This is a genomic window from Nocardia tengchongensis (assembly GCF_054781395.1).
In genome coordinates this window covers 145,233-163,734 of sequence record NZ_BAAGUM010000012.1, presented here as the reverse complement: position 1 = coordinate 163,734, position 18,502 = coordinate 145,233, and the positions used below count along the sequence as shown (strand labels likewise).

The following is an 18,502-nucleotide window of genomic DNA, read 5'->3' as shown; positions in this document are numbered from 1 at the left end:
TCTCCGAACCGCCGTCCGCGCGATCCGACACCATCCATACTGCGTCGGCAGGCTGAGAAAATCACCAGGTCAGCGCCAAAATCCGGGACAGTTCAGGGTTCACCCCGAGGTGGCCGAACCGTCGGCGAGTGTTGGGCAGGGGCGAGTGCCCGGCAGTCGGTCCGGGCGGAACAGCTGGTCCGGAGCGCGGGAGCGCCCTACGTGCGGTGGTCGCGCGGCGAGCATCGGTTTCTCGGCGGACCCTGGTTCGGGGTCCGTGGGGAACGCGGGTGGAGGCGCTGATCGGCACGGTCTCAGGGACGTGTGCGGAAACGCTGGTCGGCGAGTTCGGTGAGCGCCTGGGCCCAGCCGTCGAGGCGATCGGCGGCATCGCGCAGGCCGACCATGGCCCAGCCGAGGTCGTCGGCCACCGCGGCGCTCTCCGGCACCGCCAGCACGCGGGCCGCCGCGGCCACCATGCCCTCGTATTCGATGACGCCGCCGTCCAATCGGACCGATACGGCCCGGACATGCTCGCCCAGGGGTGAATTCACGCCCAGCGCACCGGAGGCCCGCTCCATGGCGACCACGTCCTGCGCCAGCGCGTGCAGCGCGGCCGCACCCGAGGCGGCCGTCTCGAGGGTGTCGTCGAGATCGTCGGCGGGCAGTCGGCCCGAACGCGCGATCTGCGCGTGCAATCCGTGCAGCGCCCGCTCCGCTCGAACCAGGCGGGCGATCGAAGCCCGTGCGGCCGACCGGATCGGCGGCAGCTTGCGCGGGACGAACGTCGCCTGCGGCAAGGGTTCCCGCCGCATATCCAGGTACCGGCGCGCGGTCACCGCGGTCCCGGTGACCAGCGCGACCGCGCCGCCACCGACCACCACCACCGCCCACGCCGGTGCCGAGATCAACACCAGTCCAACGGTTCCCGCCGTGGTCAACCCGGAAGCCGTCCCCAATCGGAAGCTCCGCCGCCGGGCCCGCCGCCGCTTCCGCAGCTCCCGCTCCCGCGGATCGGCCCACTTGCGCACGGCCACCAATGCCTGCTCCCCCACACCCCGCAAGGTGTCCGGCAGCCGCTGCGCCAACTCCTCGGGCTCGAACCCGGTGGGCGCCAACACCTCCCGCACCGCCTCGGTGGCCCGCTCCCGCCGCGCCCGCTTCTTCGCCCGGCGCCCACGACCGGCCCGAGGATCCTCAGCGAATCCTGGTGGCGCACTGAAATCTGCGCGACCACGCGCCGGATCAGGGGCGAACACGGGCTGTGCCGGGCCGCGAGGGTTCATGGTGTGCGGCGCCGGGCCCGAGAGGGCCACGTAAGTCTGTGCGCGATGACCAGTGGCCGCGTGATAGTCAGCGGCGCGATCCGGCGCTGGGACAGCAGCCGAGGGCGGCATGGAAGCCGTTTCGGGAATTACGGTTTCGGGTTGCGCGGGCGGCTGAGGGGTTGCCGACGGGCCGAAGGGTGAGGGGAAGCCCGGGGTGGGGTCCGGGGTTTTCGTCCGGGTTCGGCGCAGGAAACGCGCAGGGGAGGTCGCGGGACTCTGTTCGGCCCGCGATCTCCCCATCGTGTACTACTTTCCGCGCAGCAGTTACTGCTGGGCGGCCTGGCCCTTGTTGAAGGGCTGGGCGGCCGGCTGGGCGGGCTGGCCCTGCGGAATCTGCTGCTGCGCACCGCCGGAGGGCAGCGCGTCGCCGCGCATGGAGGCGCGGATCTGCTCGAGGCGGCTGTGTCCGGCCATCTGGATCGAGGCCTGCTGGACCTCCAGCATGCGGCCCTGCACCGAGTTGTTGGCCAGCTCGGCCGAACCCAGGGCGTTGGCGTAGCGGCGCTCGATCTTCTCGCGCACCGCGTCCAGGCTCGGGGTGGTGCCGGGAGCCGAGAGGGTGGAGTCCATCTGCTGCAGCGAGGCCGAGACCTGCTCCTGCATCTTGGCCTGCTCCAGCTGGGACAGCAGCTTGGTGCGCTCGGCGACCTTCTGCTGCAGCAGCATCGCGTTCTGCTCGACGGCCTTCTTGGCCTGGGCGGCGGCCTGCAGCGACTGGTCGTGCAGCACCTTCAGGTCCTCGACCGACTGCTCGGCCGTCACCAGCTGCGCGGCGAAAGCCTCGGCGGCATTGGTGTACTGGATCGTCTTCTCGGTGTCGCCCGAGGCGTTGGCCTGGTCGGCGAGCATAACCGCCTGGCGCGCATTGGCATTGAGCTTCTCGACCTCGTCCAGCTGACGATTGAGCTTCATCTCCAGCTGGCGCTGGTTGCCGATCACCGACGCGGCCTGCTGTGACAGGGCCTGATGCTGGCGCTGGGCTTCCTCGATGGCCTGCTGGATCTGGACCTTCGGATCCGCATGCTCTTCGATCTTCGAGTCGAAGAGGGCCATCAGGTACTTCCAGGCCTTCACGAACGGATTAGCCATCGATTGATCCCGCCTCCATATGACGTGCCGCGCCCCGTAGCGCGACAGTAGTGCGCGACCGTCGCGCACCCCTGTTGTCCCATATCTCCACTGTGCAACGGCCGTTTCGGAGACTTCGGCAACAGCACGACGCCTCCGGAACGAAAGCCTACAGAGAATTTATCCCTTTCGGCCCCTCAGTACAGCGATCACTTGGCGGCCACCAGCACCAGACGGTCCGACTTCGGGGCCGGAATCACGATGCGGGGGCCGAAAGTTCCATCCGCGGCCATCGCCACGTCACCGTCGCCACCCCGCACGGGCACCTTGGCGGCGGCCTTGTCGGCGTCGGCCATGGTCGAGCTCACGTCGAAGAGCACCTGTGCCAGCGGCACGTCCAGGGCCTGGCAGATGGCGGCGAGCAGCTCGCTCGACGCCTCCTTGCGACCCCGTTCCACCTCGGACAGGTACCCCAGGCTGACTCGCGCGGAGGTGGAGACCTCGCGCAAGGTCCGGCTCTGGGCGACCCGAGCGCGCCGCAGGCTTTCCCCGATGGCTTCTCGCAGCAGCGTCATCTCGTTCTCCTCACACTCGTCTCGCCGGACCCAGCGTTTGACTGGACAACGTCCGGCGTCGGCCGCGCGTTCCCGGTCTCGTCACTCGTCCCGGACCATGCGGACGAGTTCGGTGACCGCGGCGCGAACCGCGCCCACCCTGATCGTCCACCGGTCTCCCGGCAACTTCAACCGAAGCACCTCGGTGGACTCCGGACCCGCTATGCCTAGAAATACCGTGCCGACCGGTCGGCCGTCCTGTGGTTCGGGTCCGGCGACTCCGGTGAGTCCGATTCCCCAGTCCGCCCCGCAGCGCTCACGCGCACCGACGGCCAGCTGTTCGGCGGTGCTCGCGGCGACCGGACCATCCACTGCCAGCGTGTCGGCATTCACACCGGCCAGCGACCCTTTGAGGTCGGTGGCGTAGACGATCAGTCCACCCCGTAACACCGCGCTGGCGCCCGGAATTCCCGCGATGGCGGCGCTGAGCAGTCCGGCGGTCAGCGATTCCGCGGTGGCCACCGTCTGCCCGGCGGCGGTCAGGGCCGCGACCAGGTCGGCGGCGGGCACTGAGGTGACGAGCGGGTCGGGCGGAATGGGCGCTGCGGTCGCTACTCGCGACAGCAGGGCCTCGATGTCGGGCCGAACCTCACGCGGCACGACTGCCGCCCGGTGACCCGAACCAGAGCCGGGCCGCCTGCACGACGTAGTCGAGGCCCGTCACCACGGTCAGCAGCACGGCCAGATACATCAAGTCCATTCCGGCCGCGGCGAATCCGCCCGACAGCGGCAGCAACAGCACGCCGATGGCGACCGACTGGACCAGCGTCTTGAGCTTGCCGCCCCGGCCCGCGGGAATCACCCCGCGCCGGACCACGGCCAGGCGCAGCAGCGTGACGCCCAGTTCGCGGGCCACGATCACCAGGGTGATCCACCACGGCAGGTCGTGCAGCATGGACAGGCCGATGAGCGCTGCCCCGATCAGAGCCTTGTCCGCGATCGGATCGGCCAGCTTGCCGAAGTCGGTGACCAGACCGTATTTGCGGGCCAGTTGCCCGTCGATGCGGTCGGTGATGGCGGCGATGCCGAAGGCCGCCGCCGCGATCCAGCGCCACTTGGTGTCGTGCCCGCTGCCGGCGAACAGCGCGAGCAGGAACAGCGGCACGATCAGAATGCGCAGAACGGTGAGCACATTGGCGATGTTCAGCAGCGGCACCGGCTCGGTCTCGGCCAAGGCTTCCGGGCGCGCAGACACCGTCGGCATCGCCTCCGGGCGCGGAGTGTGCCCGAAGCCCGGGCTCACCGCGGGGCCGGCGTCGGCCCAGCGCCCCTCGATCTCGTCACGCTGCACCGTCACCAGCGCCCCCACCGGCCGCGGGACCGGCCATGGTTTCCGGACCATGCCGGGATACGGGGAAGCTGGATGTGCGACACACCGACAAGCCTATCGGTACGCGGGCCGACTACTGTGCACCCCATGACAACACGGGCACCAGACAGCGGTTCGATCGGCGGGCAGGCGGCGGGAACGCCGGTCGTCCGCCGAGCGCGAACCTCTGACGTGCCCGAGATCAAACGCCTCATCGACATCTACGCCGGCCGCATTCTGCTCGAGAAGAACCTGGTGACGCTGTACGAGGCGGTGCAGGAATTCTGGGTGGCCGAACTCGGCGGGCAGATCGTGGGCTGCGGCGCGCTGCACGTGCTGTGGGCCGACCTGGGTGAGGTGCGCACGGTCGCGGTGCACCCCGACATCAAGGGGACCGGCGCCGGGCGGCTGATCGTGGAGCAGCTGATCACCGTGGCGCGCGAACTCGAGTTGCGGCGGGTCTTCGTGCTCACCTTCGAGGTGGAGTTCTTCGCCCGGCACGGGTTCGCCGAGATCGAGGGCACGCCGGTGACCGCGGAGGTGTACGCCGAGATGTGCCGGTCCTACGACACCGGTGTCGCCGAATTCCTGGATCTCTCCTACGTCAAGCCGAACACCCTCGGGAATACCCGAATGCTGTTGACGCTCTGATACTTCGGTATCCATCACTACGTCGCACATCCGAATCTTCGATCAGGAGCGCTCGAGCCCATGGCCGTCTTCGCCGTCCACTACGTCTACTCCGAGGCCACCGTCCCGGCCCGCGACATCCACCGCCCCGAGCACCGGGCCTGGCTCAATGCCCTGGTCGATCAGGGCATCGTGCTCACCAGCGGCCCGTACGCGGACGGGTCGGGTGCGCTGATCCTGGTGTCGGCCGAGGACCTGGACGCGGTCACGAAGCTGTTCGAGGACGACCCGTTCAATCGGGAAGGGCTGTTGACGGACAAGCGGATCACCGAATGGTTGCCGACCATGGGCGCCTTCGTTCCCTGAGCCATCGACTGCGCCCGATCACGACGCAGCTCGTCACGATCATGAGCAGCGGATAGCACCCCGCGTAGGTCGGCACGGTGAGGTACGCCCACCACACCGTGCGGTCCGCGCGGGGCAGCATGAACAGGCCGATGCCGATCGGGTGCGGGGAGCCTTCCATGGGCGGGCGGTCCGAGAAGGTCCACCACCAGCTGAATCCGATCAGCGCCACCGCCGCGAGAGCCGTCCAGGCCCAGCGGGTGGGGTTCGTGCGCGTGTAGTGCCAGGCCAGGATCGCCAAGGGCATGAACCAGACCCAGTGATGCCCCCAGGAGAACGGTGACACGCAGGCCGCGGTCATACCCGTCACCGTGACGGCCAGTAGCTCCCGGTGTGCTCGGTGCGCCAGCGCCGCCGCGAGCAGTCCGAGCACGGCGACCAGCGCGACGATCGGCAGCCACATCCAGGCGGGCGGCTGGAAGACGGTCATGCCGAACGTGTCCACGGTGTATCGCCGTACGTCGAAGAATCGGAGCAGCTGCGCCAGCAAGCCGTTCACGGACTGGTTGGCCGGTGAATCGACCGCTCCGACCCGTTCGGGCGTGGTGATCTGTTTGCTCCAGTACGACCACGCGTCCGCCGGTCGCGCCGCGAAGCCGATCGCCACGGTGGCCGCGAAGGCGCCGGCCGCGACGCCCAGGGCCCGCCATTGCCGGGTGCAGGCGAGGTAGACGAGGAAGAACACCGGCGTGAGCTTAATTCCGGCGGCGACGCCGACACCCACACCGCGCAGCGGCGCCGTGGGCGCGCGGGTGAGGTCCCAGACGATCAGCAGGGCCAGGAAGATGTTGATCTGCCCGAGCCAGATCGTCGTGCGCACCGGTTCCAGTACCGTGCACACGAGCGCGAGAGGGAGCGCGAACATCCAGGTGCGCACGGTGTTTCGATATCCCAGGGCGAGCAGGCAGCGCCCGGCGAGCGCGATCAGCGCCGCCAGGGTCACGGTCCACCACAGCGCTTTGGCAGTGACCGTGGAGAACACGGTGAGCGGGACGAAGGCCAGCGCCGCGAACGGGGTGTAGGTGAAATCCATGCCGAAGACGACCGGTCCGTCGTAGAGGCTGCTCCCGTCGCGGATGACCGCGCCGCCCGCCCGGTAGACATCCAGGTCGACGCCATTGTTGAACAGGCCGTAGTAGGGATTGCCGAGCGGCAGTGCGTAGACGTGCCATACCAGCGCTGCGACCGCGAGCAGTGTGCCGATGACCAGCATCCGGTCGGTCACTTCGGGCTCCGCACACCGGCATCTTTCTCCGGCAATAAACTCTTTAGCCCGCGTAACCATCGGTCCACGATAACCACCAGCCCGGGAACGACAGCGAAATAACGCTGCGACACACCGGATTTCGAATCAACGCGGGCCCGTTCAACCGACCGAGCCCCGGACCGGTCTGCGTCGGTACGGGGCCCGCTCGGGGGTAATCGCCCATGATGATCGCTCAGCATGTTTGACAAAACAGGACAGTACCGGCCGCGACACGCCCCGAAACCGCCATGTGAGCCGTGACACACGCCCTGGTCAGTGGCCCCACACGGAGGTGTGAGCTTGCAAAGCGAGCCCTCGCCCGGCGAGGATCGCGTAACTCTACCCGAAACATGTTGTACTGCCAGCGATCTCGTGATCGGAAATCCACGCGAAGAACACCGCAGTCAAGGCGCGCAGGCAGTTTCCTGAAAATCGAGGGGTCGACCGAACGGCCCACGTTTCAGGGTCGCCTCCAAACCCGTTGAAGCCAGTGAGAACCCGATCGCTGCGCCGTCCGGGCTATGACTTTCGCGCCCAGCGGGCGAGTTGGAAGCCGTCGGTATCGAAGATGATGTGCTCGCAGCTCATGGTCAGCTGGACCGGGCGGTCGGTGTGGGTGATGCGGCGGGCGTCCCCGCCGACCACGACCGGTGCGGTGGTGACGCAGAGTTCGTCGAGCGCGTCATCCGCCGCCAGTTGACCGGCGAGGCTGGGGCCGCCCTCACACAGGATGCGGCGCATGCCCAGGCCGGTGAGGGTGTCGATGATGGCGGCGGTCTCGACACGATCAGGGCCGAGCTCGACGACCTGGGCGCCGGCGGCGGCGAGGTCGCGTTTGGCCGCGGCCGGAGCGGTCGTGGTCGTCAGGATGATCGGCGGGACGAGGGTATCGGTGAGCAGCCGCGACTTCGGATCGATGTCGGCGCGGCCGCTGACCACGGCGAGCGGCGGAATCGGCTGCAGGCCTTGCTCTTTGCGGCGCTCCCGACCGGATTCGGGGATGCGGATCCCGATGTAGTCCTCCACCCGGATGGTGGACGCCCCGACCAGCACGACGTCGGCGAGACTGCGCAGCAGCTTCAGGACGCGCTGGTCCAGCGGGCTGGTCAGCCCACGCGAGGAACCGCCGGTGCTGATCGCGCCATCCAGGGAGACAACGAAATTCGCGCGCACGGATGGCTCGGTGGCGGCCGGGTACGCGTACAGGGCGGCGAGGTCGTCGTCGGTGAGGTCACCGGCGCTGACGATGGCGGGTATTCCGGTCGCCGAGCTTGCGGCTGTCGTCATGGGGTGCCTTTCTGCTCTCGATCCGCGGTGAGTAGAGCCAGGAAGAGCCGGGTCGCGACCGACTCGAACGGTTCGGTCATCGGGTCGCCGTAGACCGTGGCGCCCGGCATGGCCGCGGCGCGCCGCCGGGCGGCGGTGGCCAGCGCGCCCATGATGCCCGCCGAGCGCTGGATCGCGGACTTCTTCGCCCAGGCGAGTTCGCGCTCCGGTTCGGGCAGCAGCGCCTCGCAGGCGAGCCGGAGGCACACCTTGTCGGCCGGACGGCCATCGTGGTCGCCGAAAAGCGCTGTCGGGCCGAAGGTCTCGGCGACTTCCCACAGGCGCACGGTCTGGAACACGTGCACGAAACGGTCGGCGTATGTCCCGATGATCCGCGGATAGAAGTCCGGCACCAGGCGGTCGTGGACGAAGTTGCCGGCCGATTCCTTGCGGATGGTCCGGTCGAGTTCCTCGACGGCCTCGGGCGAGTCGATCGGGTGCCGCAGTGCCTTGCCGCCCGCGACGATCGCATCGGCTCCGCTGCCGGTGAGGATCGGTCCGACCGCGTCGATGCGGTCCAGCGCGGGCAGGGCCGCGAGCAGCGGGACCGCGTAGGTGACCTCCCACAGTTCGGGCACCCCGAGCAGGTCGATCGCGCGCCGGGCCAGGTCGACGATCGCGGGCTCGTCGAGCTCGATCATCTCGTGGGTGAGACCCAGCGCCCGCGCCGCCGCGACGGCGTTGTCCTGGTCCGTACCGCCCTCGGAGACAATGGTTATCGCGTGCGGGCGGGCACCCGCCGCGACGGCCGCCGCCGCGACCAGGATCGAGTCGACGCCACCCGAGAGCAGCACCACCGGATCGGCGCCGGAAGCGCTCAGTACGGCTTCGATCCGATCCTGGACCTCGCGTCCGATCAACGCGGCCGCCACGGCCGGATCGGTCACCTGCCGCAACCCGGGGTCGGGCGTGGCGATATCGCGCAGGTCGGCGACGAACTGCATGGTCTCGCCCGTCTGGTCAGCGAGAACACGCTCGTTCCGAGCAGCCGTCATGGGTTCGACACTCCTTGGATGAACGGGCCTTCGTGCCTGGTGACAGGGGCCATCCGGCATCCGCGTAGACACTACAACACCGGGCTTTTCGGAAACTTTGCCCGCGATGGAGCAAATCGGGCACGCCGAAGCCGCACCGGCCTCGAATAGGAACGGTGGCGGTCCGTGTCCGCGATCCGGGCCGCCACTGTTCCGGATTCGCTCGTGCGCAGTGCGATTCATCCCCGTCCGTGATCTCCCGTGAAAGGACCGAACGCGTCATGTCCGCCCGTACCGTCCTCGTGATCGTGGCCACCATCCTGCTGGCCATGTTCGCGATCACCCCCGCCGACGCCGAACCCCTACGCGGGGGCCGGTATCGAATCTTCCTCGAGTCGCAACCGGCGCTGACGCTGCGCCCGGCGGTCGCGCCCGAGACGGGCGTACGCTCGATCGCCGACAACGGCGCCGACCTCAATCAATGGGAGCCGGTGCTGATCACCTACCGTCCCGCCGGGCCGGTGTTCCAGCTGCTGAACTCGTCGACCCGGTTGTGCCTGCACCCGGTCCAGCTCGACCCGCTGACCTACTCCGTCGGCCAGAACCTGTGCGGCGTCGCCGAGACCGGACTCTGGTATGTGAGCGAAACCGGCGGCAATCACCGCGTCAGCCTGGCGTCGGACCCCAGCCTGACCCTCTACGGCGACACCGCTTCCGCCGTGCCCGTGGCGCTGCTCGGCCGGGTCGGCGACGAACCCCGCGCGCGCTGGGTCTTCCGGCGACTCTGACCCGCTCCCCCACGGCCGGCTGCCGTCCGGATGCCGCTATGCGTCGGCCGCCACCTCGAACCGGGCGGCGATGTCGGCGGCGGTGACCTTGGCGAGTTCGACCAGGAACGGGACCCGTTCGGGGATCATGAGAGTGGCAGGGCCGCGCAGGCCGAGAGCGAAGCGGCAGCGGCCGGCCCGGTCGAGGATGGGCAGGCCGATGGTGCGGAAGCCGGGGTCGAGTTCCTCGTCGTTGTAGGCGTAGCCGCGCTCGCGGGTGCGGGTGAGTTCGCGGCGCAGTTCCTCCGGGCCGGAGACCGAGCGCGGGGTGCCCTCGTCGTAGGGCAGCGCGCGCAGTTCCTCGTCGGTGGTGTCGGACCAGGCCAGCAGGGCTTTGCCGAGGGCGCTGGCGTGCAGGGGAAGTCGCACGCCCTGCAGCCGGTGGCCGTCGGAGTCGCGCCAGCGGCTGGTGCCCAGCAGTACGGCGTGGATGCTGTGCCGGATGGCGACCGAGGCATTGGCCCCGGTGGTGCCGGCCAGCTGTTCCAGACAGGGTTCGGCGAGGTAGATGCGGTGCTGCCGGTAGGCGATCTGCCCGTATTCGGCGAGGGCGCCGCCCATGCGGTAGCGGCTGGATTCCTCGTTCTTCTCCAGGAATCCGCCGTCCACGAGCGCCTTCAGCAGGCGGTGAGTGGTGCTCACGGCCAGACCCTGTTGCCGCGCGATCTCCGAGACGCCGCGTTCGTCGCCGCCCCGGAAGCATTCGAGCACCGACAGGGCACGGGCGACGGTCTGCACTCCGGAGGCTTCCACGGCAGCGACGGTAACACAGCCGGACGGCGCGAAATCGCCGCGCTTTCCACTATTCGGAAAGGCTGCGCGCGAACGGATTCGCCTCACGACGAGTGAAACTCTGTCGATGAGCAGTCATTTCAGCAGATGCCGGGAATCGTCCGGGCCATAACGGCTTCGACCCATCACTGTCAAGCCTTCCGATCCTCGGAAAGCATTACCTCGCCACGCCAAGGCGGCATCCCTACTGTCCCAGGGCATCGATCGACATCGCGATCGGTTCCCGAGTTGGAAGAGGTGCCCCACGATGTTTCGCACGCGCCGGCCGAACCGTTGGCGTCTCGCCTTCGCACTGGCCCCCGTCATCGCTCTCGTCGCCGCGTGCGGGTCCGGCGCCACCACCGACGCGGCGAAACCGGAACTCGTCCTGAAGGTCGTCGATCCGGGCAATTCCGGGCCGCTCGCGGTCGGCAAACGCGACGGCACCTTCGACAAGGCGCTCGCTCCGCTGGGCGCGCGCATCGAATGGGTCACCACCACACCGGGTTTCAGCTCCATGCTGAAGCTGTTCAACACCAAGGAGCTCGACGTCTCCGGCGCGGCGTTCAGCCCGGTGGTGGGTGCGCTGTCCAAGGACGTGCCGGTCCGGATCGTGGCGGTGCAGGATCCGGCGGGCAAGGATCAGAGCGGGATCCTGGCCGGCAAGGACTCCGGCATCCGCTCGGTCGCGGATCTGGTGGGCAAGCGGGTCGCGGTGAATCCGGCCGCCAAGGGCGAGTACATCCTGCTCAAGGCTCTCGCACAGGCGGGCGTCCCGGCCGACAAGGTGACGCGGGTTCCCTTGCAGCAGAAGGACGCCGCCTCCGCCTTCGCCACCGGCAAGGTGGACGCCTGGGCCTCGTTCCTGGTCCCGTACCAGGAGGCCAAGGCCAATGGCGGCGTGGAGATCGCCACCGAGCAGAGCATCGATTCCAAGGACAACACGGTGGTGGTGTTCCGCACCGAGATCCTCGACAAGCACGCTGATGTCGCGGCCAAGTACCTGGAAGTGCTGCAGGGCCTGACCGATCGGCAGCGCGCGACTCCGGCCGAGTTCGAGAACGTTTTCGAGAAGACCGGCCCGCGCGCGCTCAGCGGCCAGCGGCTCACCGACGCCCTGCGCGTGGACGCGGAGGCGACCCAGCCGCGCTTGCCCAGGGAGTCCGACGCCGCCGACCTCGCCGACGTGGTGAACCTGTTCGCGGGCAACGGCGTCATCGCCCGCAAGATCACCGCCGCGGACATCTTCTACGACCTGAAGTCCAAGCTGACCCCCGAGCAGCTGGCCGCGTTGAAGGAGCGCTGACATGGCCGTCCTCGTCGCCGCCACCGCGGCAGCGGACTCCCCCGCCGCGGACGCGCTCAGCGCGCTCGCCCCGCCCCGCACCAGAATCGAGAAGCGCAGGCCCACCTGGATTTCCGTGCCGCTGCGGTTCCTGCTGCCCACGGTGATCTTCGCGGCCTGGTGGATCGGCTCGGCGACGGGGGCGCTCTCGCCGCAAGTGCTGGCCGGGCCGCCCAAGGTGTGGTCGGCGTTCACCGAACTGCTGGGCAGCGGGCAGCTGGCCGACTTCGCGGCGGCCTCCTTCACCCGCGCCGCCCTCGGGGTGGCACTGGGCGTGGGCGGCGGACTGCTGCTGGGCCTGGCGGCCGGATTGTCGAGTCTCGGTGAGGAACTGGTGGATTCGACCATGCAGATCGTGCGGGCGGTGCCGTTCCTGGCGCTGGTGCCGCTGTTCATCGCCTGGTTCGGCATCGACGAGCTGTACAAGGTGCTGCTCATCGCGGTGGCCACCATCGCGCCCATGTACGCCTACACCTATCTGGGCGTGCGCAATGTGGACCGCAAGGTGGTCGAGGCGGCGCGCGGGTTCGGACTGAGAGGGCCGCGGCTGGTGCTCGAGGTGATCCTGCCGTCCGCGCTGCCCGGCATTCTGATGGCGCTGCGAGTGTGCCTGTCCATCAGCATCACCGGCCTGATCGCCGCCGAGCAGGTGGGCACCACCGAGGGCGTCGGCTACCTGGTGACCCTGGCCCAGGAGTACAACCGCACCGACTACATGGTGTTGTGCGTGGTGCTGTACGCGGTGCTGGGCCTGGTCTTCGACGGGCTGGTGCGGATCGCCGAGCGGTTCGGCATGCCGTGGCGGCGACAGGTGGCGATCCGATGACCGCCGTCGAGTCGCGCAACCGGAGCCCCGTCGCCGTCTCGATCACCGGGCTGCACAAGACATTCGGGGACAAGACTGTGCTGGACGGCATCGACCTGACCATCCGGCGCGGCGAGTTCGTGGTGCTGCTCGGGCCCAGCGGTACCGGCAAGACCACGCTGCTGCGTCTGCTCACCGGTCTGGAACTGCCCGACGCGGGGCAGGTGCTGGTGCCCGCCGCCCGCACCACCGTCTATCAGGAACCCCGGCTCATCCCCTCCAAGCGCGTGCTGCCGAATGTGATTGTCGGCCAGCGTCGTTCGCGCGAGACGCGGGCGGCCGGGTTGCGGGCGCTGGCCGAGGTGCAGCTGGACGGAAAGGCCCGGCAGTGGCCGGCCACCCTGTCCGGCGGTGAGGCCCAGCGAGCGGCGCTGGCCCGCGCGCTGGTGCGTGAACCCGAATTGCTGCTGCTCGACGAGCCGTTCGCCGCCCTGGACGCGCTGACCCGGCTGCAGATGCAGGACCTGGTCGGCGATCTGGTGGCGCGGCACCGGCCCGCGGTGCTCATGGTCACCCACGACGTCGACGAGGCGGTGCGGCTGGCCGATCGCGTACTCGTGCTGGACCGCGGGCGCTTCGCCGTCGACACCGAGATCGAACTGCCGCATCCGCGCGACCGCACCGACCCGGCGGCCCTGCGCTATCAGGCGGCCTTCCTCGCCCAGCTGGGCGTCGGCCGCACCACCGAAAACCCCAGGAGCACACCATGACCGACACCCTCTGGTACACCCGCTGCCCGGTCCCCACCGCCAGCGGCCTGGCACACAGCCTCGGCTGGCTGGGCGAGGCGGCCGCGAGCGGCGGCCTGAAGTTCGGGGTATTGCAGGACGCCGGACCGGAGCTGGCGGGCTTCCACTTCTCCCATGAGCTGTCGGGGCTGATCCGCGAGGGCGGCAACGTGCCCGCGCTGGCGGCCCGCGCGCAGGGTTCGCCGACCCGGCTGATCGGATTGACCTGGATCGACGAGTCGCAGGCGATTCTGGTGGGCCCGCAGTCGCAGGTGACCTCGGCCGCGGAGCTGGCGGGCCTGCGGGTCGGGATTCCGGCGTGGGCCGCGGATCAGGCGCGCAGTTTCCCGCGGGCGATGGCGCTGCACGGGTTCGCGAACGCGCTGCGAACGGCCGGGCTCACCCTCGCCGACGTGCGGGTGGTGGAGATCGGAGTGGAGCGGGATCCTCAGGTGCGCACCGAGATTCAGGAGCGGCGGCGCAGTGTGACCTGGGGTGTCGACGAATTGCTCGCCGGAACCGTGGACGCCGTCTACGTCAAGGGCGCGCGGGCGCAGGAAGTGGCAGCCGAACACGGGCTGCGGGTGGCGATCGATCTCGACGCGCTCGGGTCCAAGCGGCTGCGCGTGAACAATGGCACGCCGCGACCGATCACGGTGCACCAGGAACTCCTCGACACCCGGCCCGATGTGGTGGTCGGCTTCCTGGCGCAGAGTCTGCGCGCCGCGGATTGGGCGGCGGGCGACCTGGACGGTGTGCGCACCGTCCTGCAGCGCGAAACGCTGTCCGGCCCCGAGGGTGTCGTGGCCGCCTACGGCGAGGAGTTCCACCGCGGCCTGCACCCGTCGCTGTCGGAGGAGCGGGTCGAACTGCTGGGCGTGCAGCAGCGGTTCCTCTACACCCACGGCTTCCTGGCCGCCGATTTCGATCTCGAATCCTGGGTCGCGCCCGAGCCGTTGGAGCAGGCCCGCGCCCTGGTCGCCGCCGGGACGGTGGCGGCATGACCGAATACCTGTGGCGACTGCCCAGCCGCGGCGACGGCCGCCGGGCGAACCCGGAGCTGCGGCGGCGCGGCGGATTCGGCGGTCCCGCGCCGGCGACCCCGGCCACCGATGTGCGACCGGGCCGGTTCGGGCCGTTCGACGACCTGCACCAGATCATCGACGCGTCCGAGTTGAACGGCCTGGACGGGGTGCTCGCGCCGTACGATCCGCTGGGCGAGGAGTCCTGGGTCGTGGCCGGTGGCGCGTTGCGCGCGACCAGGCATGCGCGGGTGATCGTCGAATTCCATCCCGCTTTCGGCACTCCCGTGTACGCGGCCAAGGTGTCGGCCACGTTGCAACGACTTTCGGCGGGGCGGCTGGCCTGGCGGCTGGTGGTGGACACCGACCCGGCCGATGAGCGGGCGCGCGGGGATCGGGTCGGCGGCGACGACCGGTACGCGCGGGCCGCGGAGTTCCTCACCGTCGCCAAGGGTGTGTGGAACGCGGAACCCGTTGCGGGCGCCGGGTTCCGGGGCACCGGGTTCGACTACGCGGGCGAGTTCTACGACGTGATCGACGGCGGATTCCGCGGCATCCTGTCCGGGCTCCCGCTCCCCGAGGTACATCTGACCGGGAATTCCGCAGCGGCGCTCGAACTTTCGGCGCGGCACGCGGATGTCCACGTCTTCACCGAGACACCCGACGGATTCGCCGACGGCCTGGCCGAGTTGCGCCGTCGCGCCGCGGGCCACGGCCGTCTCGTGCGCGCCGGGCTGGAGCTGCCCGTCATCGCCCGCGAAACCGAGGCGGAGGCGTGGGCGCGTGTCGAAAGGCAGTGGCGCGAATTGCGTCCCGGCAACGCGGACGCGTCCGCGCGGAGCTTGGGTGACGGTCGCTGGGCCGGATTCGGTGAACTCGGCTACCCACAGGACATCGGCCTGGTCGGCAGCTACGAGCAGGTCGCGGCCCGGCTCCGGGAGTACGCCGCGGCCGGTGTGGACAGCTTCGTGCTGTCCGGTCATCCGCACATCGAAGAGGTGCATCGCGCCGGTGAGCACCTGCTGCATCTCGCCGACCCGGCCGGACGCGTCCTGAAGGAGGCCATCGCATGACCATCGACATCTATTGGCGCATCGGCATGGAGGGCGATCACGCGTCCCTGCGCACGCCGCGCCGCTACAACCGCGGGCACGCCGGCGGATACGGGCCGGGCAATATCGCGCCCGCGATCCGGGGTGGCGAACTCGACGGCTACGGCTACATCGACCATGTCGCCGCGGTGGCCCGCGCCTCGGAGTCGGCCGGATTCCTCGGCGGTCTGCTGCCGTCGTTCCCGGTCACCGAGGACCCGTGGGCGGTGGCGGCCGCCCTGGCGCGAGAGACCACCACCTACCGGTTCATGGTCGCCTTCCAGCCCGGCTTCCTGCATCCGGTGCAGGCCGCCCGCATGTCGGCGAGCCTGCAGCGCGCGACCGGCGGGCGACTGGTCTACAACATCATCAGCGGTGGCGGCGGCCCGGCCCAATTGTGGTGGGGCGACAAGGTTTCGCACGACGACCGGTATGCGCGCACCAGCGAGTTCCTGGACGTGCTGCGCGGCGTATGGGACGGCGAGCCGTTCACCCACGACGGTCGCTTCTTCCGCGGCGAGCAGGCGGCGCTACCGCCGGGACTGGCCGGACAGCCGTTCCCGGAGGTCTACTTCTCCGGGTCGTCGGGCGCGGCGGTCCAGGCCGCCGGACGGCACGCCGACTACTACCTGTCCTGGCTGGAACCCTTCGCCGACCTGCGGGCCAAATTCGACGGGGTACGGGCGCACGCCGAGAAGATCGGCCGCACACCGAAATTCGCGGTCCGCATCGACATCGTCGCCCGGCACACCGAAGAGGCGGCCTGGGCGGAGATCGAGAAGGGCTGGGCCTTCGTGGACCGCGACGCCGCCAACCGGGCCGCCCAGGGCGATTCGGTCGGCGCGGCCCGGATCCAGGGCTGGGTGCCCGAAACCATCACCGGCTACCGGGATCTGGAGGTGCAGCCCAATGTGTGGTGCGGGTTCAGCCTGATTCGCGGTGGTCCCGCCTTCGGACTGGTCGGCAGCTACGAACAGGTCGCCGAACGCCTCGACCAGCTGGTCGGGCTGGGCGTCGACGCCTTCGTTCTCGCGGGCAATCCGCATCTCGAGGAGGCGTACCGGGTCGGCGAGGAGGTGCTGCCGCTGCTCGGCCGCTCCCGCCTGACCACGCCCGACTCCGTCTCCGCCCTGTCGCTCGCGCACTGAGCCGGAACTCCCATCCATCACCAAGCCTCTGGAGAAGCCATGACCACCACCGAGACCCGGCTCACCGACACCGTCGCCGATTTCGCCGCGACCGCCGCCCGCGACGCCGCGAAGGCGTTCCGGGTGCTGCGCGAGACCGGCACCGTGACCGGCAACGGCACCGTCAACTTCGTCGAGCGGGTGCCGGGCGAGGACATCGCCGTCGCCCTGAACGAGCCCGGCCCGTGGGCCGACGATCACACCGTGGCGCCGGTCGTCGCGACCTTCGACGGAGAAGTGTTGTCCGGCACCGGATCCGCTGGCTTCGTCACCGGCTACGCCAAGGTGTTCCGTGCGCATCCGGAGATCACCTCCGTGGTGCACGTGCATTCGCCGTGGCTGGGCGGGTGGGCGCAGACCCACCGCACCTTCCCCATCCGGTACGCGGCGGTGCAGCGGTTGACCCTGTCTCGTGAGATCCCGCCGCACATCGACCGCAGCATCGGCGCGGGCGATTTCATCCTCGACCGACTGTCCGCCGACCCGGACCTGATCGCCATCTTCGAGGCCAATGGCGGCGCGAACGTCATCGGCCGCGGCGGACTGCTGGAACTGGCCAAGCTCGTCGTCCTGCTCGAGGAGGGCGCGCAGTACCAGGCCATCGCCGAAACCCTGGGCGGCTCCGCCGAATTCGATCCGTCCAACCTGGCGGTGCAGTGGGGCCGCACCGGTCTGGCCGACGAGGCCCGCCGCCGCGGCCTGCTCTGAATCCCGTTCATCCACCGAAGGAGCTCTCCATGCCCATTCGTATCGGCTACTTCCCGCACAACAATTCGCTGTTCGTGCTGCGGCACCGCGGCATCGTCGAACGCGCCCTGCCCGACGTGGAGTGGGTCGACCTGCGCGCCCTGCCCGCGGCCGCACCGGTCGACGTGAAAACCGCGCTGCCGTCGCTGCATTCGGACTGGCTGTTCACCGAGGGCGGCTACGACATCATCGGCACCGGGTTCACACCGCCGGTCACCGCGCTGGCCAACGACCGCGACATCGTCTACCTGGGCATCTCCGGGCCGCGCATCGAGAACGGCCGCCTGGTCGCCAAGGCCGGCAGCGGCATCGACACCGTGGCGGATCTGAAGGGCAAGCGGGTCGGCATCGCGCACGGATCCTGGCAGACCACGCTGCTGCTGTTCGCCCTGGACCGGGCGGGCCTGGGCTGGGCCGATATCGAACCGGTCGACACCGACGTGAACGGCGGGACCGCACTGATCGACGGCGACCTCGACGCGTGGGTGGGCGCGTACCCCGGGCTGGCCGCGATCGAGGCCGTCGCCGAGCTGCACACGCTGGTCGACACCGAATCCGTGTTCAGCCATCCGTCGCTGTGGTTCACCCGCCGCGACTTCGCCGAGAACAACCGCGAGGCACTGGAGACCATCCTCGCCGCCCTCCAGGAATCCGATGCCTGGATCATCGAGAACCCGCGCGCGGCGGCCCAGTATTTCGTCGACGACATCGTCGCCCGCGGTGGCACCGCCGACCTCGACGCGTGGGAATCCGCCCTGCGCGGCCGCCCCTTCGGCGTGCACCCGGTCTCGGACGCCTTCCTCGACGAGCAGCAGCGCGCCGCCGATCTGCTGGCAGCCAATGGACTTGCGCCCAAGAGCATTCCGGTGCGGGACGCCGTGCTGCCGTGGATCGGCGACTTCGTCGCCTCCACCCGATCGGCGCCTGTCGCGGGGTGACGTGCGGCCGCGGAAGCCGCCCGCCCGGCTTCCGCGGCGGGGACGCCCTCCGCGGGGAAGTCGTGCACCGCGTCCAGGCGTCGATCCGGGCCTTCAGTTCGT

General features: G+C 69.6%; 20 protein-coding genes. 11 read left to right on the top strand and 9 right to left on the bottom strand.

The genetic code is table 11. The features are described from left to right. Positions 1-293 precede the first annotated feature (293 nt). The 5 genes from pspM to pgsA all read right to left on the bottom strand — a co-directional run bounded on the left by pspM (position 294) and on the right by pgsA (position 4,193). Complete coding sequence (pspM, locus tag ACYVKL_RS25425; RefSeq protein ID WP_379174087.1) at positions 294-1,100, bottom strand: phage shock envelope stress response protein PspM; 807 nt, start codon at positions 1,098-1,100, stop codon at positions 294-296. 471 nt (positions 1,101-1,571) lie between these two features. Then, the gene (gene pspA / locus ACYVKL_RS25420) at positions 1,572-2,396 is read right to left on the bottom strand and encodes a phage shock protein PspA (RefSeq protein ID WP_213556732.1); all 825 of its coding nucleotides are present in this window, start codon (positions 2,394-2,396) and stop codon (positions 1,572-1,574) included. A gap of 188 nt (positions 2,397-2,584) precedes the next feature. Continuing rightward, positions 2,585-2,950, bottom strand: coding sequence for a helix-turn-helix domain-containing protein (locus ACYVKL_RS25415; protein WP_213556733.1), 366 nt, complete (start codon positions 2,948-2,950; stop codon positions 2,585-2,587). 81 nt (positions 2,951-3,031) lie between these two features. Then, positions 3,032-3,526 (bottom strand): CinA family protein, encoded by a 495-nt coding sequence (locus ACYVKL_RS25410; RefSeq protein WP_379174150.1) that lies wholly within the window; start codon positions 3,524-3,526, stop codon positions 3,032-3,034. Between the two features lie 52 nt (positions 3,527-3,578). Then, entirely contained in the window at positions 3,579-4,193 is a 615-nt protein-coding gene (pgsA, locus tag ACYVKL_RS25405; RefSeq protein ID WP_379174151.1) for a CDP-diacylglycerol--glycerol-3-phosphate 3-phosphatidyltransferase, read from the bottom strand. A 213-nt stretch (positions 4,194-4,406) separates the two neighbouring features. Between pgsA and ACYVKL_RS25400 the strand changes: the two genes are divergently transcribed. Next, positions 4,407-4,949, top strand: coding sequence for an amino-acid N-acetyltransferase (locus tag ACYVKL_RS25400; RefSeq protein WP_213556734.1), 543 nt, complete (start codon positions 4,407-4,409; stop codon positions 4,947-4,949). 60 nt (positions 4,950-5,009) lie between these two features. Further along, positions 5,010-5,294, top strand: coding sequence for a YciI family protein (locus tag ACYVKL_RS25395; protein ID WP_379174088.1), 285 nt, complete (start codon positions 5,010-5,012; stop codon positions 5,292-5,294). Here the strand turns inward: ACYVKL_RS25395 and ACYVKL_RS25390 are convergent. The 3 genes from ACYVKL_RS25390 to ACYVKL_RS25380 all read right to left on the bottom strand — a co-directional run bounded on the left by ACYVKL_RS25390 (position 5,254) and on the right by ACYVKL_RS25380 (position 8,900). Beyond that, on the bottom strand, positions 5,254-6,558 hold the full coding sequence (locus ACYVKL_RS25390) for a glycosyltransferase 87 family protein (protein ID WP_379174089.1): 1,305 nt from the start codon (positions 6,556-6,558) through the stop codon (positions 5,254-5,256). The two genes, ACYVKL_RS25395 and ACYVKL_RS25390, sit on opposite strands and share 41 nt — an antisense overlap. Positions 6,559-7,098: 540 nt before the next feature. Then, positions 7,099-7,866, bottom strand: coding sequence for a pyrimidine reductase family protein (locus ACYVKL_RS25385; protein WP_379174091.1), 768 nt, complete (start codon positions 7,864-7,866; stop codon positions 7,099-7,101). Beyond that, the gene (locus ACYVKL_RS25380; protein ID WP_379174092.1) at positions 7,863-8,900 is read right to left on the bottom strand and encodes an asparagine synthase-related protein; all 1,038 of its coding nucleotides are present in this window, start codon (positions 8,898-8,900) and stop codon (positions 7,863-7,865) included. The genes ACYVKL_RS25385 and ACYVKL_RS25380 overlap by 4 nt, the downstream gene beginning before the upstream one ends. A gap of 260 nt (positions 8,901-9,160) precedes the next feature. Here ACYVKL_RS25380 and ACYVKL_RS25375 point away from each other — a divergent pair, with 260 nt between their 5' ends. Beyond that, complete coding sequence (locus ACYVKL_RS25375; protein ID WP_379174093.1) at positions 9,161-9,667, top strand: hypothetical protein; 507 nt, start codon at positions 9,161-9,163, stop codon at positions 9,665-9,667. Between the two features lie 36 nt (positions 9,668-9,703). On the opposite strand, the gene ACYVKL_RS25370 is transcribed toward ACYVKL_RS25375, so the two are convergent. Then, the gene (locus ACYVKL_RS25370; RefSeq protein ID WP_379174094.1) at positions 9,704-10,459 is read right to left on the bottom strand and encodes an IclR family transcriptional regulator; all 756 of its coding nucleotides are present in this window, start codon (positions 10,457-10,459) and stop codon (positions 9,704-9,706) included. Between the two features lie 286 nt (positions 10,460-10,745). On the opposite strand from ACYVKL_RS25370, the gene ACYVKL_RS25365 reads away from it, so the two are divergent. From ACYVKL_RS25365 to ACYVKL_RS25330, 8 genes are read left to right on the top strand one after another with little or no spacing between them, the layout of a single operon-like run. Then, positions 10,746-11,783 (top strand): NrtA/SsuA/CpmA family ABC transporter substrate-binding protein, encoded by a 1,038-nt coding sequence (locus tag ACYVKL_RS25365; protein ID WP_379174095.1) that lies wholly within the window; start codon positions 10,746-10,748, stop codon positions 11,781-11,783. Position 11,784: 1 nt separating this feature from the next. Then, the gene (locus tag ACYVKL_RS25360; protein WP_379174096.1) at positions 11,785-12,648 is read left to right on the top strand and encodes an ABC transporter permease; all 864 of its coding nucleotides are present in this window, start codon (positions 11,785-11,787) and stop codon (positions 12,646-12,648) included. Then, positions 12,645-13,397 carry an ABC transporter ATP-binding protein gene (locus ACYVKL_RS25355; RefSeq protein WP_379174097.1) on the top strand — a complete coding sequence of 251 codons (753 nt, stop codon included), beginning with the start codon at positions 12,645-12,647 and terminating at the stop codon, positions 13,395-13,397. Before ACYVKL_RS25360 ends, ACYVKL_RS25355 begins: the two co-directional genes overlap by 4 nt. After that, a complete protein-coding gene (locus tag ACYVKL_RS25350) occupies positions 13,394-14,419 on the top strand; it encodes an ABC transporter substrate-binding protein (RefSeq protein ID WP_379174099.1) in 1,026 nt (341 codons plus the stop codon). Before ACYVKL_RS25355 ends, ACYVKL_RS25350 begins: the two co-directional genes overlap by 4 nt. Then, a complete protein-coding gene (locus ACYVKL_RS25345) occupies positions 14,416-15,510 on the top strand; it encodes an LLM class flavin-dependent oxidoreductase (RefSeq protein WP_379174101.1) in 1,095 nt (364 codons plus the stop codon). Before ACYVKL_RS25350 ends, ACYVKL_RS25345 begins: the two co-directional genes overlap by 4 nt. Beyond that, on the top strand, positions 15,507-16,676 hold the full coding sequence (locus ACYVKL_RS25340) for an LLM class flavin-dependent oxidoreductase (RefSeq protein ID WP_379174102.1): 1,170 nt from the start codon (positions 15,507-15,509) through the stop codon (positions 16,674-16,676). The genes ACYVKL_RS25345 and ACYVKL_RS25340 overlap by 4 nt, the downstream gene beginning before the upstream one ends. 39 nt (positions 16,677-16,715) lie before the next feature. Further along, positions 16,716-17,423, top strand: coding sequence for a class II aldolase/adducin family protein (locus tag ACYVKL_RS25335; protein ID WP_379174103.1), 708 nt, complete (start codon positions 16,716-16,718; stop codon positions 17,421-17,423). A 29-nt stretch (positions 17,424-17,452) separates the two neighbouring features. After that, positions 17,453-18,400 (top strand): ABC transporter substrate-binding protein, encoded by a 948-nt coding sequence (locus tag ACYVKL_RS25330; protein ID WP_379174104.1) that lies wholly within the window; start codon positions 17,453-17,455, stop codon positions 18,398-18,400. Positions 18,401-18,502: the final 102 nt, after the last annotated feature.